Source organism: Pseudovibrio sp. W64 (genome assembly GCF_001623145.1).
GTDB lineage: Bacteria > Pseudomonadota > Alphaproteobacteria > Rhizobiales > Stappiaceae > Pseudovibrio.
On the sequence record NZ_LMCI01000008.1, the window covers coordinates 82,881 to 109,773 of the forward strand.

The 26,893-nt window shown below is 50.7% G+C and carries 18 protein-coding genes; 12 read left to right on the forward strand and 6 right to left on the reverse strand.

What is annotated here, in order from left to right:
- Nucleotides 1-39: 39 nt before the first annotated feature.
- Nucleotides 40-957 carry a sugar ABC transporter substrate-binding protein gene (locus tag PsW64_RS04770; protein WP_063287514.1) on the reverse strand — a complete coding sequence of 306 codons (918 nt, stop codon included), beginning with the start codon at nt 955-957 and terminating at the stop codon, nt 40-42.
- A 103-nt stretch (nt 958-1,060) separates the two neighbouring features.
- Nucleotides 1,061-1,864, reverse strand: coding sequence for a TIM barrel protein (locus PsW64_RS04775; protein ID WP_063302870.1), 804 nt, complete (start codon nt 1,862-1,864; stop codon nt 1,061-1,063).
- A 263-nt stretch (nt 1,865-2,127) separates the two neighbouring features.
- Between PsW64_RS04775 and PsW64_RS04780 the strand changes: the two genes are divergently transcribed.
- The 6 genes from PsW64_RS04780 to PsW64_RS04805 all read left to right on the forward strand — a co-directional run bounded on the left by PsW64_RS04780 (nt 2,128) and on the right by PsW64_RS04805 (nt 11,262).
- Entirely contained in the window at nt 2,128-3,147 is a 1,020-nt protein-coding gene (locus PsW64_RS04780) for a LacI family DNA-binding transcriptional regulator (protein ID WP_208980575.1), read from the forward strand.
- Between the two features lie 556 nt (nt 3,148-3,703).
- Entirely contained in the window at nt 3,704-4,321 is a 618-nt protein-coding gene (locus PsW64_RS04785) for a TetR/AcrR family transcriptional regulator (protein ID WP_208980576.1), read from the forward strand.
- A 96-nt stretch (nt 4,322-4,417) separates the two neighbouring features.
- Nucleotides 4,418-6,001 carry an AMP-binding protein gene (locus PsW64_RS04790; protein ID WP_063302871.1) on the forward strand — a complete coding sequence of 528 codons (1,584 nt, stop codon included), beginning with the start codon at nt 4,418-4,420 and terminating at the stop codon, nt 5,999-6,001.
- A 70-nt stretch (nt 6,002-6,071) separates the two neighbouring features.
- Entirely contained in the window at nt 6,072-7,280 is a 1,209-nt protein-coding gene (locus PsW64_RS04795) for an acetyl-CoA C-acetyltransferase (RefSeq protein ID WP_063302872.1), read from the forward strand.
- An 11-nt stretch (nt 7,281-7,291) separates the two neighbouring features.
- Nucleotides 7,292-9,439 carry a 3-hydroxyacyl-CoA dehydrogenase NAD-binding domain-containing protein gene (locus PsW64_RS04800; RefSeq protein WP_063302873.1) on the forward strand — a complete coding sequence of 716 codons (2,148 nt, stop codon included), beginning with the start codon at nt 7,292-7,294 and terminating at the stop codon, nt 9,437-9,439.
- A 290-nt stretch (nt 9,440-9,729) separates the two neighbouring features.
- Nucleotides 9,730-11,262 carry a glycosyltransferase family 39 protein gene (locus PsW64_RS04805; RefSeq protein ID WP_063302874.1) on the forward strand — a complete coding sequence of 511 codons (1,533 nt, stop codon included), beginning with the start codon at nt 9,730-9,732 and terminating at the stop codon, nt 11,260-11,262.
- On the opposite strand, the gene PsW64_RS04810 is transcribed toward PsW64_RS04805, so the two are convergent.
- Complete coding sequence (locus tag PsW64_RS04810) at nt 11,223-12,833, reverse strand: virulence protein (RefSeq protein ID WP_063302875.1); 1,611 nt, start codon at nt 12,831-12,833, stop codon at nt 11,223-11,225. The two genes, PsW64_RS04805 and PsW64_RS04810, sit on opposite strands and share 40 nt — an antisense overlap.
- A gap of 760 nt (nt 12,834-13,593) precedes the next feature.
- Between PsW64_RS04810 and PsW64_RS04815 the strand changes: the two genes are divergently transcribed.
- On the forward strand, nt 13,594-14,697 hold the full coding sequence (locus PsW64_RS04815; protein ID WP_063302876.1) for a helix-turn-helix transcriptional regulator: 1,104 nt from the start codon (nt 13,594-13,596) through the stop codon (nt 14,695-14,697).
- 697 nt (nt 14,698-15,394) lie between these two features.
- Here PsW64_RS04815 and PsW64_RS04825 read toward each other — a convergent pair.
- Nucleotides 15,395-18,121 carry a TrlF family AAA-like ATPase gene (locus tag PsW64_RS04825; protein ID WP_063302878.1) on the reverse strand — a complete coding sequence of 909 codons (2,727 nt, stop codon included), beginning with the start codon at nt 18,119-18,121 and terminating at the stop codon, nt 15,395-15,397.
- Nucleotides 18,122-19,357: 1,236 nt separating this feature from the next.
- On the opposite strand from PsW64_RS04825, the gene PsW64_RS04830 reads away from it, so the two are divergent.
- From PsW64_RS04830 to PsW64_RS04850, 5 genes are all read left to right on the forward strand, one after another.
- Nucleotides 19,358-20,758 carry a tryptophanase gene (locus PsW64_RS04830; RefSeq protein WP_057461422.1) on the forward strand — a complete coding sequence of 467 codons (1,401 nt, stop codon included), beginning with the start codon at nt 19,358-19,360 and terminating at the stop codon, nt 20,756-20,758.
- Between the two features lie 82 nt (nt 20,759-20,840).
- Nucleotides 20,841-22,118 carry a tryptophan permease gene (gene mtr, locus PsW64_RS04835; RefSeq protein WP_063302879.1) on the forward strand — a complete coding sequence of 426 codons (1,278 nt, stop codon included), beginning with the start codon at nt 20,841-20,843 and terminating at the stop codon, nt 22,116-22,118.
- Between the two features lie 72 nt (nt 22,119-22,190).
- Nucleotides 22,191-23,045, forward strand: coding sequence for a pyridoxal kinase PdxY (pdxY, locus tag PsW64_RS04840; protein WP_063302880.1), 855 nt, complete (start codon nt 22,191-22,193; stop codon nt 23,043-23,045).
- Between the two features lie 13 nt (nt 23,046-23,058).
- Nucleotides 23,059-23,439: a RidA family protein gene (locus PsW64_RS04845; protein WP_057461419.1), complete on the forward strand. Its 381-nt coding sequence runs from the start codon at nt 23,059-23,061 to the stop codon at nt 23,437-23,439.
- A gap of 263 nt (nt 23,440-23,702) precedes the next feature.
- Nucleotides 23,703-24,824: a polysaccharide biosynthesis/export family protein gene (locus PsW64_RS04850; protein WP_208980577.1), complete on the forward strand. Its 1,122-nt coding sequence runs from the start codon at nt 23,703-23,705 to the stop codon at nt 24,822-24,824.
- Between the two features lie 65 nt (nt 24,825-24,889).
- On the opposite strand, the gene PsW64_RS04855 is transcribed toward PsW64_RS04850, so the two are convergent.
- Together PsW64_RS04855 and PsW64_RS04860 are read right to left on the reverse strand one after the other, a co-directional pair.
- Nucleotides 24,890-25,615 carry a copper homeostasis protein CutC gene (locus tag PsW64_RS04855; protein WP_063302881.1) on the reverse strand — a complete coding sequence of 242 codons (726 nt, stop codon included), beginning with the start codon at nt 25,613-25,615 and terminating at the stop codon, nt 24,890-24,892.
- Entirely contained in the window at nt 25,612-26,565 is a 954-nt protein-coding gene (locus PsW64_RS04860; protein ID WP_063302882.1) for a N(4)-(beta-N-acetylglucosaminyl)-L-asparaginase, read from the reverse strand. The genes PsW64_RS04855 and PsW64_RS04860 overlap by 4 nt, the downstream gene beginning before the upstream one ends.
- Nucleotides 26,566-26,893 lie beyond the last annotated feature (328 nt).

The following is a 26,893-nucleotide window of genomic DNA, read 5'->3' on the forward strand; positions in this document are numbered from 1 at the left end:
GAGCAACGCGAAAGGCTCTAAAGCCTTCCGCTCAGCTGCTTACTTGTTGAGGAACTCGCCAAGGTTTGCTTTGTTTACCAGCTTGAATGGGATCCAAACGATGGTATCCACTTTTTCGCCGCGAGCCAGCTTCAGAGCAGCTTTCACAGAGCCAGCGCCCTGGCCTTTAGCGTCCTGGAATACAGTTGCGAACATTTCGCCACGGTCCATGGAAACGAGTGCATCTGGAGTAGCATCAACACCAGCAACTGCGATGTCGCTGGACGCAATGCCAGCCTGCTTCATGGCGATCAGAGCGCCCAGAGCCATTTCGTCGTTGTTTGCAGCAACAGCGTCGATTTTGGTGCCGGACACGATCCAGTTGTTCATCAGGTCGATTGCTTCAGAACGCTGGAAGTCAGCGGTCTGCTCTTCAACAACCTTGATGTCCGGGTAGCTGCCAAGAACTTCTTTAACGCCCTGTGTACGGCCACGTGTGCCGTTGGACGCCAGTTCGCCGAGCATGATGGCAACATTACCCTTGCCACCCATCTGCTTGGCCAGTTCTTCCATCTGCAAACGGCCAGCAACAACTTCGTCAGAGCCCACGAACACAACCTTTTCAGGCAGTTCTTTGTCTTCTGGCTTACGGTTTACGTAAACAAGTGGGATACCGGCACTGTTGGCCAGTTTGGTGATGCGCGGTGTTGCGGATGTATCAGCCGGGTTCACGATGATTGCGTCAACGCCCTGTGCAACAAAGTTTTGTACCTGGTCGATCTGTTTACCGATGTCGCCGCGTGCGTCTTCAAACTGAATTTCAACGCCGTCAGCTTTGGCTGCTTCGTCGCCCATCGCGTTGCGCAGGATGGTCAAGAAGTTATCATCAAAATAAGCCATTGAAACGCCGATGTTCTCAGCCATGACGCTGGTTGTCATCATTGCCGATGCAGCTAAAGCCAATAGAGTACGTTTCATTAGTTCCTCCTCCGTGCCGAAAATTGGCACTTCTCCCAAGATTATGCTGGCGCGGATCCCCATCTACGCCAAATTATTTAGCGAAATCAGTCGCCTGGTATGATCAGGCAGCAGCTGCCGCCTGCAATTCTTTTTTCAGGAAATCAAAGCTTGCCTGCGTGACGTCCTCCACGTTTTCAAGGGCATGCACAACTGGAGAAAATGGCTCCAGAGACACGTGGCCTGTGTACCCGTTGGCAAGCATGGTTTTGATCTGCGCTGCGTTGCCCAAACGGTCGGCTTTGCCCACCAACAGGCGGTGGTCATCCAACATTTGCGCGATGGAAAGGTCTGGATCTTCCACGCCGGAAATGTGCATGAGACCTGTCTGGTCCGCAAAGAACTCGGTTTCTTCAGCCAGGTGATGATGGAACGTATCATGCACCAGCTTGAACACGTCCTCACCGTCCACATCGCGGATTGCGGCAACAGCGTCTGCCTTGAGGCGCAAAGAGCACTGCGGAAAGCCGAGAGGCTCAACCAGACCGATAACACCGGCGGTTTCCAGCAGAGGCTTGAGTTCTTTCAGAGACTGACGCAAGTTTGCCGCCAGTTCATCATCGCTCTTGCCATAGTCATGGTCATTGACCGGGCACATGACGAGAGCTTTGGAACCACACCGCTCAGCAAAGCCGATGAGTTCGTTTGCCTCAGCAAGACGAGTATCTGACCACTCGTTAAAACGCTGAAGGGCATTGATGCTGATGATTTCGACGCTATGCTTTTCAGCGAGTGCTTTGACGTCTTCTGCTGGTGTTTTCTGCTCAAACGGATTGCCAGCAATGTCATTGCGGATTTCTACGGCATTGATCCCCATGGAGGCAGCCATGCCAAAGAACGCGTCCAGCGTCATTTGAGGTGCAAGCATATGGTTCAACGCGAAGTTGATGTTTCCCGACAAACGACTTCTCCCAATGTCCGATGTATAAACATCAATTTGATCTGCTAAAGATCATATGTAAGTACTGGTACCTGTCAATTTAGAGTCTGAAATTACATGTAAAATCGGGATGAGAGAACGAATATTCCATAATTTCAATATTTTGGAAGGTTTGCTCCCGTGAAGTCAAAATGTGAATTTCGGTGTCAAGATTGATCATTTTGATGGCTTAACAATCAAAGGTGATATATATGAGGCGTGGCAGCTGGCAGAATCCGAGTGTGTTGGACATTGCAAACAAGGCAGGTGTTTCGACCGCTACAGTTGACCGTGTCCTCAATAAACGGGGTGGTGTTTCCAAGGTCAAAGTGGGGCTGGTTCACAAGGCACTGGTGGAGCTGAAAGAGCCCGAAGAGGTTGCCTTGGAAAAAGTTTCTCCAATAACCGTTGGGTTGCTGGTGGATTCTGGAACGAGTTTCATTGAAGAGCTTATGGGACTGGTTGATCAGCGCTACGGGGATGATCCCAATGTGCGGTTCAAGTGCTTTTCTTCGCACACTAAAGACTTTGAGCCGAGTGTGTTTTCAGAGCGGATGATCTCCTGGGCAAGCAAATATGACGGTATCATTATTGCCGTGCGTGAGCATCCCGCCATCACCCGCGCTATTGAAGAAATTAGCGAAACCGGAACGCCGGTGATCTGCCTGACAACAGACCAGCAAAGCTCGAAACACCTTGGTTACGTTGGGATGGATCAGATCGCAGCAGGCCTGTGTGCGGCCCAGTTGCTGGGGAAACTCTCTGGCGGCAAAACAGGCGAAGTCTTCCTTGCAACCAGCGCTCATTATCACTGCCAGGAAGGGAGGGAGACTGGTTTCCGGCGGTTGCTGCGCAAGGATTACCCCAATATCACCATTTCTGAGATCATCAATTCAAACGATGATGCGGAGACCGTCTATCAGTTGTTTAAAAAACGATTGGATGAAGGTGCAAGGCCACTTGGTATTTACAATGTTGCAGGCGGAAATACGGGTATCGCAAAAGCAATTGGTGAGCTGGGTTCGCCGATCACCTTTGTCGGCCATGAGTTGAACGAAAACTCACGCAAGCTGCTTGAGAATGATCAGATGGATTTCGTAATTACACACGATATGGAAACCGAGTTGAAACGGTGCGTCAAACTCATTAGGTGGCAAAAGGATTTTCCTGATGGGATTCAACCAGAATACGGGGCTTTACCGCCCGTTTTGAAGACGCGCTTCAACATCTGATGTATTTATGATGCAAATATTTGGATGAATTAGACTGTCATTCTAAGAAATGGAATATATTTTCCATGAAATTGTGCGTTTGAATCATCTCAAATTTCAGGAAAAACAACGCATATCCGGCATTTGGCATTCATATTGTGCCCGTGTGCAGAGTGGCATCATGGCAGGGTGATCGGATAAGTTCGATCCGTAGTATCGCTATACGTACTAGTTCTGATGTTATTTACATCAAAATTGAGGTGCCCCCTCAGGCAGTTTGTGTTTGTGCTGTGAATAGTATGCGGGCCTACCGGTCTCGTTCCCTGATGGGATGAATGGGGCTGCAAGAGTAACAGTCGCTTTAATGAGTTGATGCTCGCTCTTTCCTGCTGCTGGGTGCAGGGCATCGTCCGCGCTCATCATATGCAAAGCAGAGATGCAAGAGTGACCCTCAATTCCTGTCAGTTGCAATCGCCTCCTCTTATTCCTTAGGCTCATTCATTGATGATCTGACGTTTGCGTCATGGACTCACCTCAGTTTATTTGCTAAACGTTCAACAATTAAATTGAGTGAATGTTGGCTGATTTGGAAAAAAAGAAGACACAGGCAGAACGGCGGGAGGAATCTGAACGCAAGCTTTTTGACGCGCTGGTGAGCATCATCAACGCGGAAGGTGTTCAGATGGCGACCTGCGAGAGCATCGGCCTGAAAGCGGGCTACAGCCGCGGTCTCACCATTCAACGGCTTGGCAAAAAAGACGAGATGTTCGTCAAGCTGATCGACCGCATGGTGAGCGAGACCGAGGCACACGTTATCCGGCAGATTCCACCGGAGACAAACGCGAGGGAGGCGATCCGGCAGTATATCGACATTCACTTTGAGGATTTGCAGAACAAGCCCAGCTATCAGGCTTATTTCGCACTGATGGCTGGCAGCGTTACAGATTATGCTCTTTTAGGAGATGCGGTGAAACGCGCACACGAGTTCGTAAAGCGGCTGCTTGTCTCTTATCTGGAGCGCGGCAAAGCGGAGGGCGTGTTCCCGCAGGATCTGGATTCAGCCATTCAGGCCGTTTCCATCGGAAGTTATTTGCTTGGGGTAGCACTGCAGCAAAAACTGCATCCAACCCTCGATATCACTCTGCTGAAACCGGCAGCGTATTCACTGATACCATCATTGCCTGAAAAACAATAAGCGCCAAAACCAGCGCACCACGAGGAGAACAGGCGTCACATTTTAAAACGCACAGCGCACATCTGCGCTGTTCAACCTATGACTTGGGAGGGGATTATGGTTGGAACACATACTGGGGTACCGGCAGGTGCCATGAATTTTGATATGCTCGTGAACCATCTGCAGAAGGTGGACACCGGCATTCCGTTGTTTAAAGACCTTGGCGGTCGTGCCTTCAGCAATCCGCAGTTTGCGAAGCGCACTCGCCAGTTCGCAAAGGGTCTGCAAGACCTTGGCCATGAGCCGGGCGCCCGCGTTGCCATTCTCAGTCTCAACTCCGCAGAGTATGTAGAAGCGATGATCGGCACCATGATTGCGGGCATGATCTCCGTTCCGCTCAACATCCGCTGGTCTGCGGAAGAGATGCTTTATGCGATCGGCCACTCCAGCATGGAGGCCATCGTTTATGACGACACGTTCTCGCCTATGGTGGCAGCCATCAAAGAGCGTGCGGATAGCCTGAAGCATTTCATCCATGTGGGAGAGAAGGAGCAACCGGAAGGCACCAAAGCCTACGCGGACTGTCTGAGTGTGCCGATTGCGCTGGAGCTGGGCCGTGATGTGGAGACCGAATGCTTCATGAGCTACACCGGCGGCACCACCGGATTCCCGAAAGGTGTCGTTCACACCCATAGTTCCATGCTCGCCAGTGCCAACATTGTTGCTGCCAATGGCGTTCCTTACCATGACCGGCCTGCGCTTCTGGTCATGCCGCTGTTCCATCTTTCTGGTTATGGCCTGCTGCTGGCTCGCCTCATCCAGAACAAGCCGTCACTGATCGTGCCGATGTTCCGTCCGGATATCGTGGTGGCTGCGGTTAAGAACTTCGACGTCTCGTCCTTCCTCATGGCACCGGCCATGTTCCAGATGCTGATGCACGCTCCGGAGTTTAACTCTGAAGACTTCTTGCGTGTGTCACAGCTTTATTACGGCGCCTCGCCTATTTCTGAGGCCCTCCTGAAGCTGATTCAGGAGAAATTCCCAAAGACCGATCTCATGCAGGTTTACGGCATGACAGAAGCTGGGGCGGCGACGTTCCTTGCAAGGCAATTTCACGAAGGCGAACTCATGCGCTTTGGTGCCGCGGGGCAGGCCGCCTCGCCGCTTATCCAACTGCGCATTGAAGATGAGGACGGCAATGAACTGCCTTCCAACACGATTGGTGAGGTGGTGCTGTATTCTCCAGCTGTCATGAAACGCTACTACAATGCTCCGGACCAGACAGCCGCCGTGCTGCGCAATGGCGGCTACCGCACAGGTGATGTCGGCATGGTGGATGACATGGGTATCCTCTCGCTGAAAGACCGGCTCAAGGACATGATCATTACAGGTGCAGAGAACGTGTACACCGCCGAGGTGGAAAGCGCGATCTCCACGCACCCGGATGTGTCCATGGTGGCGGTGATCGGCATTCCTGACGAGACCTACGGTGAGGCTGTTCATGCGGTGATTGTACCAAAGGAAGGCAAGACCCCGACTTTTGAAGAGATCCGCGCCCACACAAAAGAGCGCATTGCTGGCTACAAATGCCCGCGCTCCATGTCTCTGGTAGAGGAGCTGCCACTCTCTGCCATGAACAAAGTTTTGAAGAACAAACTTCGCGAACCGTTCTGGGAAGATCAGAACCGCGAAATTGCATGAGTCCAATCGGGGCGACCTGGTTGCCCCGGTCCTTAATCTGTTTGAAGATCACAAGACACGGTAGAAACACATGGCGACGACAGCATACGTTTATGATGCGATCCGCACTCCGCGTTCCAAAGGAAAGCCGGATGGATCCCTCAACGAAGTCAAACCAATCAATCTGGTGACCACCCTGCTCTCCGAGATGCAGGGCCGACACGACCTCGATACCTCCCGGGTGGATGATGTCGTGATGGGCTGCGTAACCCCGGTACGTGAACAGGGCGCTGTTCTGCCAAAGATCGCTCTGCAGAAAGCGGGCTGGGACCAGACCGTGGCTGGCGCTCAGGTCAACCGTTTCTGCGCCTCTGGCTTGGATACCTTCAACACCGCCGCAGCGCGTATTGCATCCGGCTGGGAAGATATGATCTGCGCGGGCGGTTATGAAAGTATGAGCCGCGTGCCTATGGGCACTGATGGTGGACCGTTCAGCGAAGACCCTGAAACCGTGCTCGCCACAGGCTTCGTGCCGCAAGGCATTGGTGCAGACTTGATTGCCACTATTGAGGGCTGGAGCCGCGATGATGTGGATGCAGCTGCCGTTGCCAGCCAGCAGCGGGCAGCGCACGCACGCGATAGCGGTTGGTTTGACAAGTCCGTTGTGCCGGTCAAAGACGAGAACGGCATCATCGTTTTAGAAAAAGACGACTTCATCAAGCCGAAAACAGACATGCAGACCCTCGGCTCTTTGCGTGCAAGCTTTGAAAAGCACGGTGCTATGGGCTTTGATGCAGTTGCACTGGCGCGCTATCCGGAAGTTGAAAAAATCAATCACGTCCACACTCCAGGCAACTCCTCCGGCATCGTGGATGGAGCGTCGCTGATCCTACTCGGCAGCGAACAGGCCGGCAAGGACATGGGTCTGACACCTCGCGCCCGCGTGCTGTCAGTTGCTGTGACGGCATCTGACCCAACCATCATGCTCACCGGACCGGGACCAGCTTCCAAGAAGGCACTCGCCAAGGCTGGCCTGACCATCGACGATATTGATCTGGTTGAGATCAATGAGGCTTTTGCCTCTGTCATGATGCGTCTGCAGAAGGACCTTAACGTACCGGACGAGAAGCTGAACGTGGTTGGCGGTGCGATTGCTATGGGTCACCCACTGGGCGCAACCGGCGGCATGCTGGTGTCCACCATGATTGATGAGCTGGAACGCCGGAACCAGAAGCGTGCCTTGATCACCATGTGTGTTGGCGGCGGCATGGGCATCGCGTCCATCGTTGAGCGCGTATAACGGGGAAGACCATGTCTGAATACACTTACGAAAAAGACGCCAGCGGCATTGTTACAATCACGTTTGACTCAGCTGGCAAATCTGCAAACACCATGACCCGTGCCTGGTTTGAAGGCATGAAAGAGCTGATGACCAAGCTCTCCGCTGAAGAGGGGCTTTCCGGTGTTATCATCGCCTCTGCCAAAAAGACCTTCTTTGCAGGCGGTGATCTGGAAGAGATGCTTCACGGCAGTATGGACCCGGAAGACATCTTCACCTACGTGGAAGAGATGAAAGCCCCGCTGCGCCAGCTGGAAAAGCTGCCAGTGCCTGTGGTTGCGGCCATCAACGGTGCTGCGCTTGGCGGGGGCTTCGAGATTTGCCTCGCCTGTAACCACCGCATTTTGCTCAACTCTCCAAAGGCCGTTGTTGGCCTGCCGGAAGCGACACTTGGCCTGTTGCCGGGCGCTGGCGGCGTTGTCCGCCTCACCGCAAAGCTGGGACTGGAAGCAGCCCTGCCACTGCTGGCAGAAGGCAAGCAGCTGCGTCAGGAAAAAGCGCTGAAAGCCGGTTTGGTGGACGAGCTGGTTGATATGCCGGAAAAGCTGATCCCGGCTGCAAAGGCATGGATCAAAGCCAACCCTGAGGCTGCTGTTCAGCCATGGGATCAAAAAGGCTTCCGCTATCCAGGTGGTAATGCGGAAAGCGCCAATGTGCGCATGGTGGCCGCGATGGCACCAACCATGCTTTACAACAAAACCCGCGGTCTGATGCCCGCACCTGAAAAGGTGATGGATATTGCTGTCAATTCCATGCGCATGGGCTTTGACAGCGCGCTGCGCAATGAAAGCCGTGGCTTTGCTGCTCTGCTGCGCTCTACTGAGGCCCGTGCCGCGATCACCACGTTCTTCTTCGGCATGCAGGCCATCAAGTCCGGCAAAGTTCGCCCGCAAGGGGATGCCTGGAAAGCAGGCAGCTCTGCCATCCTCGGCGCTGGCATGATGGGCTCGGGCATTGCATGGGCACATGCAAGCCGTGGTCTGCCAACCACACTCAAGGACATGAGCCTGGAGAATGCTGAAAAAGGCAAAGGCTACTCCGTAAAACTAGCAGACAAAGCCATCAAACGGGGCCGCATGGATGAGGCGAAGAAGGAAGCCCTTCTTGGCTGCATCACTCCAACCGATAGCGATGACACCTTTGCTGGCACCGACATCATCATCGAGGCGGTCTTTGAGGATATCTCTTTGAAAGAGAAAGTTATCCCTGAAACTTACAAGCAGCTTTCTGATGCCGGTATCTATGGCTCGAACACCTCGACCCTGCCGATCTCCATTCTCGCGGAAAGCTGTCCTGATCCGACCCGTTTCATCGGCCTGCACTTCTTCTCGCCGGTTGATAAAATGAAGATCGTCGAGATCATTGTTGGCGACAAAACCAGCATTGATACCCTGCGCAAAGCCTATGATTACGTGCAGCAGATCGGCTACTTGCCAATCGTGGTCAACGACAAACGTGGCTTCTTCACCAGCCGTGTGTTCGGCACTTATCTGGATGAAGGTCTGGCTCTGATGCGTGATGGCATGAGCCCGGTCGCTATTGAGCGTGCTGCGTGGAAAATCGGCATGCCGGTTGGTCCGCTGGCCGTGCATGATGAAGTCTCCATGGTTCTTACCAAGAAGATCCACGAGACCCACATTGCATTGGACAAACGACTTGGTGTTGAAGACGGCTTCCCGGCAGATGACAGCTCCAACGTAAAGGTTGGCCAGTCCATGGTGAACATGGGCCGTGGTGGTCGTCATTACGGTGGTGGCTTCTACGAGTACGCTGGCGATGGTTCCAAGAAGTTGTGGGATGGTGTTTCCCAGTTCAAAGAGCGGGATCTGAATGTTTCCATGCAGGATGCGGAAGATCGCATGATGTACCGTCAGGCCATTGAGACCCTGCGCTGTCTGGATGAAGGCGTGTTGCGTACCGAGGTGGAAGCCAACATCGGCTCTATCTTCGCCATCGGCTTTCCGGCACACACTGGCGGTGCTCTCCAATTCATCCACGGCATCGGCCTTGAGGCCTTCAAAAAACGTGCTGACGAGCTGGCAGCAGCTTATGGCCCACGCTTTAAAGTCACAGAAACGGCTCTTGATAAACTGCGCAGCGAAAAACTCGCAGCTGCCTGAGCTTAAGCCGACTTAACAACAAGCCCGCGAAGCCATCGTTTCGCGGGCTTTTTTGTGTGCGGTTGCCTGCCGTTGCGCCACGCTTCATCTCTGCACTGATAAAAATACGACATACTCTTCAGGTTAGTTTCAGGCTCGCAAGGAAGAAGGGCATTGGAGGTGGAGAGATTGTCTGAGTGTTGTTGAGTTGCCGTGAGACTGCCTGTTGGCACTCCGGTTGACCTGACGGTGCCCGACCCTCTGTTCCCTATCCTAAGAATAAGCGATGTAACCTGATCATGAGGCAGCTGATGATTGACAGAACCGTCACACCAGCCCGTGTTGCCATTGTTGTTTTCATTATAATTTTTTCTGCAGTGCTCGCCCGATTTTACGGGGCTGCCATGTTGGGTCTGGGCGTTGATGAAAGCTATATGGTCGTCATGGCCCGAGATCTGTCTCTCAGCTATTTTGACCATCCTCCGCTGACCTTCTGGATTGTCCATGTGACGGCTTGGCTGACAGGCTCTGAGGCAGGCTTTGTGCTCCGCACGCCCTTCATCGCCATGTCGGTTGTCTCCACCCTGCTGTTGTACCAGCTGACCGCCCGCTTTTACGGTGCGAAAGCTGGGGCATGGGCGATTGCATGGTTCTCCATCTCCCCGTTTTTCTTACTGTCTGCTGGAAGCTGGATTGTACCGGATGGGCCGATGATGCTCTTCCTGCTGGTTGCAGCCAGTCTTCTGGCTCCGCTGTTGGAGACCTCAACACCACGCATAAGCAAGATGCGTTGGGGAATTGCCGGACTGGCATTCGGGTTGGCGCTGCTTTCTAAATACATGGCGGTTTTGAGCGGACTTGGTGTCTTGCTTTTCCTGCTTTCCAACAGAGCAACACGGCCCCTGCTCCGCAGCTCAGGCCTATACATTGCCGTCACGATCGCGCTGCTGGTCGTCAGCCCGGTTATCTATTGGAATGCAGTGAACGGCTGGCAATCCTTCGGATTTCAGCTCTCACGTTCAGTCTCTTCCAGTGATTTTGAACCTGTGGTGCATCTCATCAATTCCGGACGCATGCTGTTGGGACAACTGGCCTATCTTCAACCGGTTACGCTGATTGTGTTCCTATGGCTCCTGCTGAGGCACATCAGGTCAGCTGAGAAAACAAGAGCTGATCGATATCTCCTGTGCCTTGCGATTGTTCCGATCGTGGTTTTCAACGTAGTGGCTTTGCTTTCCAGAAACACGCTTCCCCACTGGCCTATGGCTGGATATCTGTTCCTCTTCCCTCTTTTGGGGAGTTGGTTCGCCAGCCTCAAACCAGCTGGTGCAGCGACCGCAAAACGCGCGTTTGCGGCATCCGCAGGGGTGATCCTCACTGTCGTGGTGCTGGGCGGACTGCATTTTAAAACGGGAGTTCTGACACGTTCGCTGGCGTCTGCTGCCCGTTGGGATGATACCATCCGCGCAATGGACTGGTTTGATGTGAAGGATACTCTCCGCCGCCGCGGTTTCTTGCAGGAGGATGAGCCCAGACTGATTTATACGCTGAACTGGATTGACGGCGCTAAGATTGCTTACGCACTTGGCGATCAAGCGCATGTCAGAGTGCTGGGCAGTGATCAGCGTCATTTCGGCCTGCTGCCAAAGGCAGCGAATGAACCAGAGCGCAAAGTGCTCGTCGCGGGGCTTCTCCCCTTTGATGATTGGGAAGAGAGACTGCGCAGAGTTCATGCAGCGCTGGCTGGATCGTATTGCTCGATCACCCCCGATGAGCAGATTACGATTAACCGGGGCGGTTCACCTTATCGGGCACTCTTCTTGCTCTCAGTCTCTTCCTGCTGAGAGGCTGGGCTCTTTTCAGGGGCCTCTGGTTTGTAATCCTTGTTGGTGAGGGCTTGATAAAACGGCTTGCTCCTCAGCATCTTTCGGTTCTCTTCGAGCTGGTCTTCGTCGTCCACACCAACACCGCGCGAGCCTTCTTCATTGCGGAAGGTCGCAAAGCTTAAGCCTTCGAGGCCGGCATCGGAATCCGGGTTCTTGCCCGGTTGAATCCCAGCGGCTGCCAGTTCCTGTTCCAGCAGTTTCAGGAAAAAGCCAAAGTCCTCAGCGCCATCAGGATAGTTGGTGTCCTTAGCATAAGGATAAAGCGTGATCTGTGCGCCCTGGGTGACCCGATCGAAATATGCTTTTTGCTCTGCTATTTTTGCTTTGGCCTCAGGCGTATCAGCGGAATACTTCTCCTGATCATCTTTAATCGCTGCCACCGCTCCGTCCATATTGGTGACTTTGAAAGAAAGGAAGGGGTTATCCGGTGAGAGCAAAAGTGGCGTCAGAATGTTTCCAGCTTGTGCCAGTTGATCCATTTGGACACTCAAATGAATCTTGTTACCGGCTTTCTCGTATTCGCCGCTATCAAGAACGGACCTGCCGTCCTCTCCTAAAGGCTCAAACTGGGTAAAGATTCCATCATGGTCGGCATTGTTGATCCGGTGATCGGGGTTTTTGAGCAACTCTCTTTGGGCCGATATCTTCTCCCTGCTCCGTGCGTACTCTTCTCTATCCGTGAATGGGATCTTGTGCTGCTCTTCATACAATCTATTCAGTTCAGTGAGTACTTCCTGAGCCGCAGCCACTGAGTTACCGCCGATATAAGCCCGTACGGAAGTTTCCTTGCGCGGTTTTTGTGTTTCCTTTGACGGTACTTCCTTGAGCGTCAGCTCCAGCATTTCCAGATAGGTTTGCAATGCTAGAAAGGTATCCCGGCTGTCCTTGATTTCGCCAGCTTTCAGCTGTGCCTCTGCTTTATCTGCATTGGTTTTGATCAGCCCGGCCAGTCGAGGAGCCTCCTCCTGACGGCCCTGTGAAAAGCCCTCCAGGTCAAAACTCGCAAGGAACTTCAAACGGGCTCTGATATCTGCCAGTTCCTGCTTGCGGTGCAGCAGCACACACGCGGAATCAACACCGCGGGCATAAGTCTCCTCGATCTCCTGCAGAGTAAGGTTTGCATTGTCCAATACATCCTCTGCAGCAGGGACATTTTGCAACTTGTTCAGATCAGTCGCTTTGTCCAGAAGACCCGCTGTTTTCTTTACGTAATTGTCGAAGATTTCAAGATCACGGACATCCTTGAAGATATTCCGGCGCTTCTTGTAGGCCTCAAACTTGGCACGGACTTTTTTGATTTCCGGCGACAGGTCCGGGATTTGGGGCTCTGGTGGCATATGGTTCCCGGCCGGGCCGTCAACGTGCTCTGTCGGCTCTCCATTGGGAACGCCTTGCGGGCTGGGCTCTTCAACCGTGGTGCCCTGCACACCATCCATGTTGATATGAAGAATTTCAGAGACAGAATGGATCCACTCCTCTGCTTTCTGATCACCGGCAGTGTTGTCTGTTTCAGGGTTATTTTTGGGCATCCATAGGCTCCGTTTCGCACCGGGAGAACACCGCTATTTTGGAGTATCCCGCAGGTAAACCAACTATCGCAGTGGTTTCAGAGCGAATGAAAAGTCAACGGAACCGATAAAATATTGGGGTATCTGATTGTCTGGATTGAGCTGGCAATTCCTGCTTGCACACGGCTTTAGCACATCGGCCCAGGCTCTGGCCGTGATGTGTGCCCTAGGCAAACCCCGGCATAACAGCAAAAAAACAGCCCGCGCTGGAGGCTTGGCGAGCTGTTTTGAAGCAAGTGACTTAGAATATAGTCCAGTCTAAGGTTCATCTCTGCTTGATATAGATTTCAAGTATAAATACAATAAGTTATGCAATATCCATTCTAATATTCTCTTCCCCCCATAACAGTTAAAACATAGCAAGATCTCATTTCGGCTTGCTCAAACCATCTGCTCAATGACCCGTCAGCTGAGATAAATAATCTCGCCATGGGGCCACGAAAAACACAGTGTTTGTTTTGAAATGCGATCAGCTTACCTACAAGATTAAGAGAAACGCGGGCCTCCAACCATTCCCCAAATGGGGGCTTGCAGAAGAAAACGAGCGCACCTCCGACAGGTACCCGGCGTGTTCTGATCCGTCGATTAATAGGCCTGCCTCACCTGTGTTACTCTGCAAAAGCTATATACCAACTAAATCCTGTTTGATATTTATTGGCACTACGCTACGGTAACTGCATCGAATATTTAAGGAATCATTGCTGTTTACACATTTAGAGGCATGGAAAAGAATTTTGAACTCTTTCTCACTCAGTTGTATGAGTCTGTAGAGCACCCCGATCTGTTTGAGGACGCCCTCACCACGGCCAGTGACATGCTGGGAACATCTGGCGTTCACCTTTACACGTATGATGCTGCAAAACCTGAGGAGCGTCTCAACTATGTGGCGCGGATTGATACCGCATTCGAGCTTGAATACACCACAGACTACTTTCCCCATGATTACCGAATAGAGCGGGTTCACAAATCTCCCTATGGACAGGTGATAACCGATGCGGAGATAACGACGGAGCATGGGTTGAAAACCAACCCGGTCCACCAGTTGCTCCCCAAATATGAGGTCTATGACCTTATGGGGACGAACCTGACCAAGGGCGATAACTTCGGCTGGTTTGGTGTGTCTTCCCTCAGGGCCGGAGATGGCTTCACACCTTTGCAACGGAAGATGTTCGAGCGCATGATACCGCATGCCAGCCGAGCTCTGCATTATCGGCAAAGGGTCAAGAGCCTTGAGATGAAGCTGTCGTTGCAAGACCGCGTTGCCGCAGAGCTGCCATTTGGCCTCATCGTCTTTTCACAGCATACCATCAGTTCCATCAATCCAGAGGCTCTTGAGATTCTGGAGCACGGGTTTTTGAAGCTGAAGAAAGCAGGCCTTGCCTGTGCTGATCGTAAGCACAACAGAAAACTGGCAGAGGCGCATGTCAGCGCCCTTCACGGTGGCCTGCCCCTGTTGAAGCTGACGGATGAGCGATCCGGCATAACCTATTTGATCCAGATGTTTAACCCAAAACCACAGGCGGCAGGCGGAGCTGTTGAGGCCGCGCAGTATCTGGCGGTGAAGATCATGATGACAGGTACCACGGAGCAGGCAGATCGTGCTGTGCTGGAGAACATGGCAGATGCCTTCCGGCTCTCAAAAGCTGAGACAAATGTGATCTGCGCCGTCCTCTCCAACCAGTCCCTACAAGCTTACTCAAAAAGCCGCTCCGTCCGGCTCGACACCGTCCGCAAACAACTCAGAAGTGCCCTTTACAAAATGAACATCAACTCCCAAAAACAACTCTTCCAGCTCTACGAAGTGTTTCGCTCGTTCTCGCGGTGAGTTGAGTTTCAAAGCGTTCCGAAGATCCATAAAATCAGCTTGTCGATCCCTATAGGTGAAGGCATCTACGTCGTGTCTGTAAAGTATCGCCAGCCGGCAAAGCATAGCACGATGATTGTACCAAAAATGTGTATGAAGCTAAGAATGCTCTCGGTCCAGTACCAGAAGGCAGTCGTTTCAACCCAAACATTTTTTTGGTTCTTGAACTCGAAAAAGTACTTACCTGTTTCTATTTTCTGATCGATCACAGTCCCACCCAGCAACCAAAGAAATATGAGACCACCACCAAGTACGGAAATGAACATAAATGCTATCATGTAACGGATAATCGTATCCATATTGGCTCGCGAGTTAGAGATAGAAGACTGCATAAGACCACAGCAATTTGACTATCTTAGAGTGCATTGTGCATATCTCAATAACTTACGATAAGAATACCCCAAGAAACGCATAAGGAATGACAGGAAACGCGCCTGTTTGAGGGGTTGCCTTGGGGCACAGTGAAGCCATCGATTTCACTGAGCTTTCGTAAGGACAAGACCCATGAAAACTATTGCTTTGAGTGCTTCTGCCATGCTGATGGCATCCATTTGCGCCTGCGAAGACTGCTTACAGGCGCAAATGTGAAAGATGACCAATCAGAGTATAGCTGGTACTTCAGAGTTGATCCGAGCACTGGGATACAGTTGGTTTGCTATTAGTCGTGCGGGTCTGCAAACGGTTGAATCCTCCTGTAGCGGTTCTCAAAAGCTGTTTTGCCTCCTTCCATGACATTGCAAACTTCAGCTCGAATTTTGGAGCACTGTAGTCCCCCAGCTGTTTTGGTAACAGTTTGTCCGCGTGGGCTGTGAAGGCAGACTACGTTTTCGGCATCGCCATTAACCACAATATTGGCGTTATGCGTAACTACGATAATTTGTCTTTGAGATTTTGCCTCTCGAAGCTGAGAAACAATAAGGCTGTAGATTAGACTATTATCGAGATCATCTTCTGGTTGGTCTAGCAACAATGGTTCGTCGCCGTTAGAAAGAATGAAGGCTAACAGTGCTGCAGTCTTTTGCCCCGGGGATCCTTGATCGATTGGAGTGAACCTTTTACCGCGAGATGGGCAGAATGATACTTCAACTTTGTCTTCAGGGAACCAAGTTTCAATTCTATCAAACGTCTCTGGTGGTAAAGTATTTAGATGGTTCTTAAATCTGTTATCGGATAGAAACTTAGCCCTGCGGTCTTGAGATGTGAGGGTACTTTTCAGACATTCTAAGCCTACATTTTTGTCTTCATTCGATTGGATTAAGTTCGAGAGTTTTTCGAAGTCATTTCCAAAAGCGTTTTCTTTCGAAAGTAGGCTTCTCAACTGGCTATCAAGATTGCTGTTATCAGCTAGTTCTTTAAGTTCAATTTTGACAAACTGATTACCTTCTAAGACCTGCTCAAGGAAAAGCTTTCGTGCAGACGATAGCTTCGAGCGATGTTCTATAATATCTTTTAACGTCTTTAATGATTGCGTCTGTTTTTCTTTTGATTGACCAAGTTTTATGTTGTGCTTTTCAATGTTATATTCCAGATTTGCTCTTTTTTCTAAAAGTTGGGAGTAATCGTTTGTTATTGATCCACCAAACTGACTAGTTAAGCTTTCGTAGCTCTCCTGAATTCTTTTGGAACTTTTTTCAAACGCCGACTGTTGTCGCGTTGTATGCCACTCGCCTAGTATTTCTTGAGATTTAGAATGCAAATTTGCAAGTTGCTCAAAAATTTGGCTCTGTTGTTTTCTAACTTCCTCAAGTTGGAGAAGAAGTTCAGTATCTTCCTCGCATTCTTCATCGAAAGCAGTCAGATCTAGTTCTGGCATTTGTGAAGCTTCTAGATACTTCTGAAGAGGAGAAAATAGCTCCTCCAAATTTCGTTCCCATGTGTCTAGAGCTCTTTTTTTTCTATCAGATTTTTCAAAAGCTTTTAGAGTGTTAGCTGAGCTGTCATTTTCCAGAATACTAATGCGATTATTTAAATCTTTAAGCAACTGAATGTCGGTTTCATTGTCTTTTGACACTGGAAGCAATGCTCTGGCTTCCGCACGTTGAGACATGAAATCATTGATGAGTTGATCAAGGGTCTCTTGCCAAGGTCGTTTATTGATCTCATCAGCTTCATCGATAATATTTAGTAGACCTTGCGGATGTTTCGCTAACTCAAATATTTGCTTTTGACTATAAATTCTTAAAGGAAACAGAACCTTAGGATCCCCTCCAATTTGCTCCCACTTATCTTGATCAACAAGCTCAAAAACTGCAGAGCTTTGATTGGTATTCGACCACTCAATCCGATGAGGTATTCCGTTTTTTTCATATGTTGCATGAATTTTTGCGCCATCAGTCAGCAAGCCATCGTTTTTTTTGGTTTTACTGTATGAAGAACTATATTTTTCGAAGTCTGCAGATAGTGAGGTGGGAACTTCGTGTTGTCTCCCAAGTGCTAACCTCAGAAACTCCAAGGTTGATGATTTACCAGTTCCACGACCGCCAATAATTGTGTTCAGCCAAGGGTTGAGATTTATTTGGAAAACGCCATTTCGTCCCATATATTTAGCGTTCTCGACTGAGATTTCATGTAGCCAATAACCAGCGCTTTTGTTGGGAGACACGGTGGTACTATCTGATCGCTGAATAGATGTATCTCCATCTAACAGGGCAAGTCTTAGCCCTTCAATGGATGGATGCTCCATCTTGACCCAAGTGTAATGACTACCGGGGAACTGGCCGCCATCTTCTCCGGTTGGGTGGTGAGAATCTGAGCCAAGTATTTTGGTCCAAGATAAGTTTTTGTCGATGTATAGTTGCGGAGTGCAATAATCTTTGTCTATGAACTCTGCAGCAAATATATCGTCGATACACAAGACTTGATCTAATGATGATCCTGTGAGTTCTTTGAATAAACCGGAAGGCTTGTCAACGTGGGCCGGAATAGCGATGCCTCCCATCTCGACAATTCGTGAAACTACTTTAACAAAACTCTCTGTTGTTACAACATTGCTCTCTCCAGGAACTCCGTTATATCCAACTTGTCCTAGTAGTCGATCAACATCACCTGTGCCCTTTTCGTCCGGCAATATGGCTAGTAAGTGCACACCACCATTGACACTTATCTCGACGCCCGGGAAAACTGTGAGAGGTCGATAATCTGCTGGAGGTGTCTCTTTTAATTCGGTGTTAGCTCGCTTTAGGCGATCAATCCACTCTCCTGAGTTATGATCAGAAACGACGACGCAATCGATACCGGCTTTCATGTACGAAAGAAGCCATTGCTGAGGATCAAGCCTCTTCAGGTTCTGATCATTAGTCCCTTTTCCGTAGTCATGAGATGCTGGTGTATGACTATGAAAGTCAACCTTCCACCATTTTGAGCCCGGCCAAGCTGCGGTATTCATTTCGATAGCTTTCCAATTTTGCAATATTCATAAAACTATAAATAAACACATTTTAAAGTTGTGAAAATATGTAATACAATCTGAATGGTTGGTTTTTAAAACTTGGATCCACCACTCCAAAAGTGAAGTTCATGCTGCACTGCACAATGAAATCCTTAAAAAACGCAGGAAAACACGAAAGAACGCAAACGAACGCGTTGCTATGTGAGGCTGATTGCTGAGCGGGCTTCATGGAGGTGGCGTTCTGGTTTTGGGCGCTGGGAGAGGTTTATGCCCGGTGCGCGGAAAAGTTAACAACTGCCTCTGTGCAGGGCAGAAAAACGCGGTTGGGAGGATAAGTGCGAGAGTGCGCAATTTTCTTACGTGGATAACGAGGTGTCCGCCAAAAAGTGTCGCAAAGAGAGGTTCCACTGCAAATAACTTGGAATAATTGCCCTCTGTGAAATTTAACAGGAAAGAAATCTCTGAGATATCAAGAGTTCGTGGCGGTGCCCGTGTATCTGCTATTGATTTATGCGCTTCACTCTTGGGTGTCTTCAGGCGGTTTTGCCTTAAAGCCCCGCAAAAAATCTTGCCTTGAAGGGGAATATAAGAATTTACAAAATTATTTACTGTGTGACGTCGAATATTACAGCGCCTGTTAATGCCTTATGAAGTCTATACTGACCTTTATACTTGTTCTAGGGGCAACCCCGTAGGAAAGACGTAGAATAGCTGCTTGACACATGGGTAAATGTGGTTTCATATGCCTTTGCTATCACATGATATGCAGTAAAGATGAGGAATAGGCCATGAGCCGGTCAGTACTGGTTCTTCAGTATCGCAATAAAAAGAGTTTGGCATGGTTTACGCAAGATGTTCGTCTTGCCTACGACTTCCCAAATGTGTGCGTATAAGCCTACAGGCCCATCAGTCCCTTTAAAAATTTGAATGTTTGACGCCCAATCTACTTGGAGCAACGGGAAAACTACATCTACCCTTGCGCTTTATCGGGCAAAACTACTCACATCGTTTCTGACAGTGAACGGGTGAGCTGCGTCTTACTTTCAAATCTGGTGACTGCTGCCGCAAAACACAAATTCCAAGATAGACGCCTGTAATTTCAGGTGCTTGAAAACTTTCGCGCCCAATGGTTGGAGAGCGACCCAACTCGTGCGCCGCTGCGTGTTCCCAAAGGTGGGAGCCAGTATTTGGATAAAGAATGCGCAGTAAAAACATGACGTAAGGACTAGAACAATGAAACGTATCCCTGAGCCGTTCCGCATCAAAATGGTTGAGCCAATCAAGATGACCACTTTCGCAGACCGCGAAAAGGCATTGGCTGAAGCAGGTTACAACCCATTCTTGCTCGCAAGTGATGACGTTTACATCGATCTGCTGACAGACTCCGGCACGGGCGCCATGTCTGACTACCAGTGGGCGGGCATGATGATGGGCGATGAAGCCTATGCCGGATCCCGCAACTTCTACAACCTCAAAGAAGCTGTCCATCACTTCTTCCGTTATGAATACATGGTGCCAACCCACCAAGGGCGTGGTGCAGAGCAGATCCTGTTCCCGGCACTGATCCGTCGCGCCAAGGAAGTGCGTGATGCAGACAAGCACGTGTTCATCTCCAACTACCACTTCGACACCACAGCCGCACATGTAGAGCTGAACGGCGGTGAAGTCGTCAACGTGGTGGATGAACGGGCTTATGACACAACCACTTACTACGACTGGAAGGGTGACTTCGATCTAGAGAAGCTGGAAGCGTCGATCAAGGAAAATGGTGCGAAGAACATCACCGCGATCATCACCACAGTGACCTGTAACAGCTCCGGCGGTCAGCCAGTTTCCATGGCCAACATGCGGGCAGTTTACGAGATCGGCCAGAAATACGATATTCCGGTTGTGATCGACTCCGCCCGCTATTGCGAAAACGCGTATTTCATCAAGCAGCGCGAGGAAGGCTACGCGGATAAGTCCATCACCGACATCATCCGCGAAATGTACTCCTACGGCGATATGCTCACCATGTCCGCCAAGAAAGACCCGCTGGTCAACATCGGCGGCATGTGCGCCATCCGCGAGAAGAAAGAGCTGTTCCAGGCCGTCCAGACCCTCTGCGTCCCAATGGAAGGCTTCGTAACATACGGGGGATTAGCCGGTCGCGACATGGAAGCGCTGGCACGGGGTATGCATGAAGGTGCGGACGAGAGCTTCCTGCACTATCGTATTGGCCAGGTTAAGTATTTAGGCGATCGTCTCGTTGAAGGCGGCGTGCCAATTCAGTACCCAACCGGTGGTCACGCGGTGTTCGTAGACGCGAAGAAGATCGTTCCGCACATCCCGGGAGACCAGTTCCCTGCGCAGGCTTTGTGTAACGCGCTCTATCTGGAATCCGGTGTACGCCCAGTTGAAATTGGCTCATTCTTACTTGGCCGCGATCCAGCCACCGGCCTGCAAAAAGAGTCACCACTCGAACTCATGCGCCTAACAATCCCACGCCGTGTATACACCAATGACCACATGGATTACATCGCGGATGCTTTGATCAACGTTGCGAAAAACGCGAAGGACATCAAAGGCTTCGACTTTGAATATGAACCACCTGTGCTTCGTCACTTCACTGCACGTCTGAAGCCAATCAAATAATTTGGCAACTTGGGAGGCGCTGCTCTGTGCCTCCCTTCTTTCCTCACGGATATAACAAAACTACTTCACGGGAGAGAAGTAAATGTCTGAGGGCACACAAGTCAGTGGTTTGGGAAAATCCACTGCAACAGTCAGTCCATCCTTCCTAGGCGGGGCTATGATCATCGCCGGCACAGCAGTCGGCGCTGGTATGTTTTCCGTTCCAACCGTTAGTGCTGGTATGTGGAGCATCTGGGCCATTCTGGCTCTGGCCTTTACCTGGTTCTGTATGCTGCATTCCGGCCTTATGATATTGGAAACAAACCTGAATTATCCGGTGGGTTCCAGTTTTGATACCATGGTGAAAGACACCCTTGGGACTGGATGGAACACCGTAAACAACATCGCCGTTGCGTTTGTCGGCTACATTCTCTGCTACGCTTACATCTCCGGTGGCGGGTCCATTGTGGTTCACACACTGGATGCAACATTGGGTGTTGCACCTCCGCAGATGTTGGCTGGTCTGATCTTTGCGCTGGGTCTGGCGTTCTTCGTTTGGTGGTCTACCAAGGCAGTTGATCGCATCACAACCATCCTTCTTGGTGGCATGATCATCACATTCTTCATGTCTGTGACTGGTTACACCTTCAACATGAAGGCCGCAGTCTTCTTTGATAGCGATAATGGTATGGGAATGGGGAGTTACTTCCCGTATTTGTTCGCAGCAATGCCGTTCTGCCTGGCATCTTTCGGGTATCACCACAACGTACCAAGCCTGATGAAGTACTATGGCAAGGAGCCGAAGAAGATTTTGCTCTGCCTTGGTACAGGCACTTTCCTTGCACTGGTACTTTACATTGTCTGGCTGTTTGCCACATTGGGCAACATCTCACGAGCTGATTTTGGCCCAATCATCGAACAGGGCGGTAACATCGGCGTACTGGTGGAAGCTCTTGGCCGTGCAGTAGAAAACACTTCTGCATCCAACATGTTGTCCGCATTCGGTAACATGGCTGTGGCCAGCTCCTTCCTGGGTGTTGCGCTTGGTCTGTTCGACTTTTTGGCAGACTTCCTGAAGTTTGATGACAGCCCTGCAGGTCGTGCGAAAACCGCAGCTGTGACCTTCGTTCCTCCGTTGATCGGTGGCATCTTCTTTCCAGATGGTTTCATCATCGCGATTGGCTACGCTGGTCTTGCAGCAACAGTCTGGACGGCGATCGTCCCTGCTCTGATGGTGCGTGTCAGCCGCAAGAAATTCGGCAATCCTCAGTTCCGCGTTTGGGGCGGCGAGGCCCTTGTCTGGGTGATCTTCGGCTTCGGCATTTTGGTTGCCGTTAGTCACATTCTGGGGATGTTCAACGCACTTCCAGTCTATCCATAAGCGCCGAGAATGGCATGACGCTCTGCTGGGGCTCGCGGTTGTGAGCCTCAGTTCCGAAACGAGGTATTTGAAATGAAAGGCATACTCTCCATCCAATCCCACGTGACATATGGCCATGCTGGCAACGGCTGTGCTGTATTTCCGATGCAACGTATGGGGCATGAGGTCTGGGCTATCAATACCGTCCAGTTTTCAAACCACACCCAACATCCGCAAGGTTGGACCGGACAGGCTCATGATGCCAAGCAGATCTCTGAAATCTTTGAGGGACTGGCAAAACTGAATGTCCTCTCTCAAATCAAAGGTATTGTAACAGGTTACCTTGGTGGCCCTTCTCACTGTGACGTCATTGTTGACATCGTGAAGGAAGTTCGGCGGCACAATCCTGAGTGTCTCTATTTCTGTGATCCGGTGATGGGTGCGCCTGATAAAGGCTGCATTGTCAGTGAAGGTGTTGCCGAGTTGCTGGTGAGCAAGGTGATGCCGATTGCGGATGTGATCGTGCCCAACCAGTTTGAACTTTCACAGTTCATTGGTGAGCCAATTGAAACGCTGGAACAAGCCAAACAAGCATGCGCTAAGGCTATGGGAATTGGACCTAAAATGGTTCTGGCCAAGCACTTGCACAGCGTTTCTGATGATGCCTTCACCATGATGTTTGCAAGCGAGCAAGGCAGCTATCTGGCTCAGCGCCCGCATTTGCAGTTTGAACGCCAACCGGTTGGCGTCGGAGATCTAATCACATCTGTATTTGCCGCTGGTTATCTGAATGGTCTTTCTGAAGTAGAAGCATTCCAGCACTGTAATAACGCGGTGTATGGCGTGCTTAAATCCACGCAGGAAAAAGACGAGTGGGAGCTGCAAACTATTGCGGCGCAACAGGAATTCGTCTCACCATCTGAACAGTTCCACTTAACAAGCCTATAAAACTGGAAAAACAATGACAGCTATCGATACCTCCAAAGCTCCTGCAGCAATTGGCCCGTATGTTCAGGGCGTGAACCTTGGTCAGATGATCATCACGTCCGGCCAGTTACCGATCAATCCGGAAACCGGTGAGATGCCTGCAGATGTTGCTGAGCAGACCCTTCAGTCTTTGAAGAACGGTCTGGCGATTGTTGAAGAAGCAGGTCTTGCAGCAAAGAACATCAAGAAGACAACGGTTTTCGTGAAAGATCTCAATGACTTTGCGCGAGTGAACGAAGTTTACGGCAAGTTCTTTGAAGACAACAATGCACCGTTCCCAGCACGGTCCTGTGTGGAAGTTGCGCGTCTGCCAAAAGACGCTCTCGTAGAGATTGAAGTGATTGCCTGCCCATAACGGGTAGGATTTCCCCTGCAATGCTCGTGGTCCAACACGAGCATTGCCCTCAATATGTTGAGTTACAAAAATGTTTGTTTGCAGTGCCTTAGTAAGATTTTCTCTGATCAGAGCAGCTAACAAGCATATGAAAAAACCCCGAAATTGAAGTGCGTTAAACAGGCAATGGCCAAATCCAGCGGCTACTCGAAGGCCTGCGAATAGGTCAGTGTTCGCATGTGAAAACATGTTTGCACATATCTCGCTGGTTGGAGTTGCTCGTTGTGCCTGCGCTGCTGCTTGCAGTGGTTGGGTGCTCGGAAATTCCAGGACATGGCCCAAGCGCTTATCAGGTGGAGAATGCAACTTCTCAACGTAATGCGCAGTCGCTGAGCTATGTCATGCTGGATGTTGATGTTCCGACAGTTCAGCATTTATCCAATTACGCCAGCAACTTACCTCCCAAAGAATTCCGCGTTGGCAAGGGCAAGAGAAGTACGATCCGCGTCGGTGTTGGCGATCAGCTCTCTGTTGGGATTTGGGAGTCCATTCCAAACGGGCTTTTCTCAACACAAGGTCAAAAACGGACTGAGCTTGGCCTTGTGGTTGACGACCAAGGCAATATTTACGTGCCTTATGTTGGGGAACTCAAAGTCGAGAACAAGAGTATCTCTGAGGTTCGCGAACAGATTCTCAGTGGGTTGGAAGGTAAGGCTGTCGATCCACAAGTGGTTGTGAACCTTCAGGCAAATGGATCGCACAAGGTCATTGTTATTGGTGATGTGATGCGTCCGGGCCAGTTCCGTGTGCATGAAGATGGTCTGAGTCTGGTTGAGGCAATCTCAGAAGCTGGTGGAACGCGGAATCCAGACTATGAGTCGTTTGTTACTGTCATGAGAGATGACAAGAAGTTCCGGTTTAGTCTAGACGATATTTCGGAGCAACCAGCTAACAATATCTGGCTTCGGCCGAAGGACATTGTCTCCATTACGCACCAGCCTAAATCCTTCACCGTGTTTGGTGCCGTTGTTGCCCGGCGCAAATATGACTTCCCTTCCTCGCGGGTGAATCTCTCGGAAGCCATTGGAATGTCAGGTGGTTTGCATGATGGGACTGCGGATGCGACGGGGGTTTTCCTGTTCCGATTTGAGGACCGGCAAAAGATGATGCCGTTGCTTCCTCCACATGAGCAACATGAGGAATTCGGGACAGTGCCTGTTGTCTACCGTCTCAATTTGAGAGAGCCAAGTGGTATGTTTTTGACGCAAGCGTTTGAAATCAGAGATAAAGATGTGATCTATGTGGCGAATTCATCAGTCTCTGAGGTCAACAAGTTCATCAGCATCCTCATTTCTCCTGTAACGGGTACATTGCGGTCTGGTGTTGCACTTGCGGGAGTTCCTTGATTTACTTAGTTTGCTTGTAGTTGAGAAATAAAGATAAGTAATATTCTGTAAAATGGCCTGCGGTGTTATTTGTTGTATGCATTTCCCTGAATTACTTCTTTGAGCGATCTCACCAATTCTTCATCGGTCCGTTTTTCTCCGGCGCTTTCAAAACCAAAATCCAGCAGACGTTGGTCTTGCGGATAAGTTTTACCGCAGCCTGCATGAATCTCAGTGAAATCAGCAGCTTGTAAGATATCGAGCGCCGTCTGAGTGTTAACACCTGACCCCGGCATCACAGAGAGTCTGCCAGCTGCGGCTTTGTGCATGGCGGTTAGGTTCTCAATCCCATCAATAGCTTTGTAAGCTCCGCCGGAACTGAGGATGCGTTCGAAGCCGAGTTCAGCAGCAGTGTGTGTGGCTTCGTTCAAATCTGGGGCAAGGTCAATGACGCGATGGAGCGTTACACCAAGGCCATCAGCGTGATCCACTAGTGTATTCAATAGGTTAGCGTCGAGTGCGTTGTTATGTTGGTTTGCGCCCAGAACAACACCAGCCAAATTGGTATTACGAGCAGCATCGATTTCGCGCTTCATCTGGTCCACCTCTTGCGGGGAGAAGATGAAGTTACCCCCGCGAGGGCGGATCATGGCGTAGACCGGGATGGGCGCTTTGGCCGCCAGTTCCATCAGGCCAACGGACGGCGCCAGGCCGCCCATGGCGAGGCAGGAACACAGCTCAATCCGGTCAGCTCCGCCAGCAACAGCAGCATTCAATCCAGCGACGGTGTCAACACACACTTCCAGCTTCATGACTGAACCTCCATTTGACCCGCCATCAAATCCTCTGCCCGAATGGCCTTGCGTTTTTCAGGTTGGCCGAGCTCTGGCGTCCAGACCCAATAGACAATCTCCTCGTCACACCCCACATTGACCACGCGGTGTTTGCCTGCTGCATCAATGGCATGGATCACAACACCGCCGATGTAACCGCTCTCCAGCTCCTGCAACTCAGAGACCGCCAGTCGTAACGCATCATCCAGCGAAATGCCGAGCTTCATGGCCAGTACAACGGTGCGGGCGGTACCGCAGCGCATGGTCATTTCACCTGTATGAGTGCATGCGGCCGCGCCATAGCGGCTGTCAGCATAAAAGCCAGCACCGGGAATGGGAGAGTCGCCCACACGCCCCGGATACTTCCAGGCCCAACCTGATGTAGAGGTGGCGGTGCAGATGTTTTTCTGGCTGTCTTTACAAAGGAAAACGGTGGTGTCTCGCACCTTTTCAGGGTCGGTGATTGCTTTGGTCAACGGTGCCAGATCCGTGTTGGGAAAGGCGGCTTTCTGCTCGTCGCTCATCACCTCTTCCAGCTTGCGCCACCACACCTGTTTGCTGTGTTCCAGCAAAGCTGGATCCTTTGCAAACCCAAGCTCATCTGCGTAACGGCGGGCCCCCTCACCCACAAGCATGGTGTGTGGCAAGTTATCCAGCACCGCCTTTGCCAGACGGGTGACCTCCAGCGTCATCGGCACGCCTGCAACCGCGCCGTAGTCTCGCGTGGTGCCGTCCATTACGCTGGCATCAAATTCCATGTTACCCAACAGGTTTGGCCAACCGCCATAGCCTACACTGCGCACCTTGGTTTCAGCTTCCACCAAAGACAGTCCGGGCACCAAGGCATCAAGCCCATGTGCTCCATTTTGCAAGTGACTGGCGGTGGTGCCAATGCCGGGCCAGCTTTCAGAATTACCAAGTACGATCATTGCGCCGCTCAAAACTTATCAGAGAATAAATCACGGTAACTCTTTGATGATGCCCTCGCCCTGTCAATGCTACCAATCCGGCTTTAGCCGGAAATGTCGTGTCTATGCCTTCAACGGCGGTGATCTAACATTCTGATATATAGATGATATTCACGTTGAAAATTGGTAGCATCCAAAAGCTGTGAGCGTTTGCGTTGTTTTGTGCGTTCGTTTGAAAGCTTTTGTGTTTTTCTGCGTTGCTATGTTTTTACCCATAAATCATGCCAGATCCTAACGATACGGACCTCTCGGTTGGTCACTTTGGACCGCTCTATGAAATGGATATCAG

Excerpts from the sequence above, each read along its gene's own strand:
- PsW64_RS04800 (WP_063302873.1), top strand. The coding sequence starts at position 7,292 with ATGTCTGAATACACTTACGAAAAAGACGCCAGCGGCATTGTTACAATC.
- mtr (WP_063302879.1), top strand. The coding sequence starts at position 20,841 with ATGTCTGAGGGCACACAAGTCAGTGGTTTGGGAAAATCCACTGCAACA.
- PsW64_RS04810 (WP_063302875.1), bottom strand. The coding sequence starts at position 12,833 with ATGCCCAAAAATAACCCTGAAACAGACAACACTGCCGGTGATCAGAAA.
- PsW64_RS04830 (WP_057461422.1), top strand. The coding sequence starts at position 19,358 with ATGAAACGTATCCCTGAGCCGTTCCGCATCAAAATGGTTGAGCCAATC.
- PsW64_RS04815 (WP_063302876.1), top strand. The coding sequence starts at position 13,594 with ATGGAAAAGAATTTTGAACTCTTTCTCACTCAGTTGTATGAGTCTGTA.
- pdxY (WP_063302880.1), top strand. The coding sequence starts at position 22,191 with ATGAAAGGCATACTCTCCATCCAATCCCACGTGACATATGGCCATGCT.
- PsW64_RS04845 (WP_057461419.1), top strand. The coding sequence starts at position 23,059 with ATGACAGCTATCGATACCTCCAAAGCTCCTGCAGCAATTGGCCCGTAT.
- PsW64_RS04795 (WP_063302872.1), top strand. The coding sequence starts at position 6,072 with ATGGCGACGACAGCATACGTTTATGATGCGATCCGCACTCCGCGTTCC.
- PsW64_RS04775 (WP_063302870.1), bottom strand. The coding sequence starts at position 1,864 with ATGCTTGCACCTCAAATGACGCTGGACGCGTTCTTTGGCATGGCTGCC.
- PsW64_RS04790 (WP_063302871.1), top strand. The coding sequence starts at position 4,418 with ATGGTTGGAACACATACTGGGGTACCGGCAGGTGCCATGAATTTTGAT.
- PsW64_RS04860 (WP_063302882.1), bottom strand. The coding sequence starts at position 26,565 with ATGATCGTACTTGGTAATTCTGAAAGCTGGCCCGGCATTGGCACCACC.
- PsW64_RS04770 (WP_063287514.1), bottom strand. The coding sequence starts at position 957 with ATGAAACGTACTCTATTGGCTTTAGCTGCATCGGCAATGATGACAACC.
- PsW64_RS04805 (WP_063302874.1), top strand. The coding sequence starts at position 9,730 with ATGATTGACAGAACCGTCACACCAGCCCGTGTTGCCATTGTTGTTTTC.
- PsW64_RS04855 (WP_063302881.1), bottom strand. The coding sequence starts at position 25,615 with ATGAAGCTGGAAGTGTGTGTTGACACCGTCGCTGGATTGAATGCTGCT.
- PsW64_RS04780 (WP_208980575.1), top strand. The coding sequence starts at position 2,128 with ATGAGGCGTGGCAGCTGGCAGAATCCGAGTGTGTTGGACATTGCAAAC.
- PsW64_RS04825 (WP_063302878.1), bottom strand. The coding sequence starts at position 18,121 with ATGAATACCGCAGCTTGGCCGGGCTCAAAATGGTGGAAGGTTGACTTT.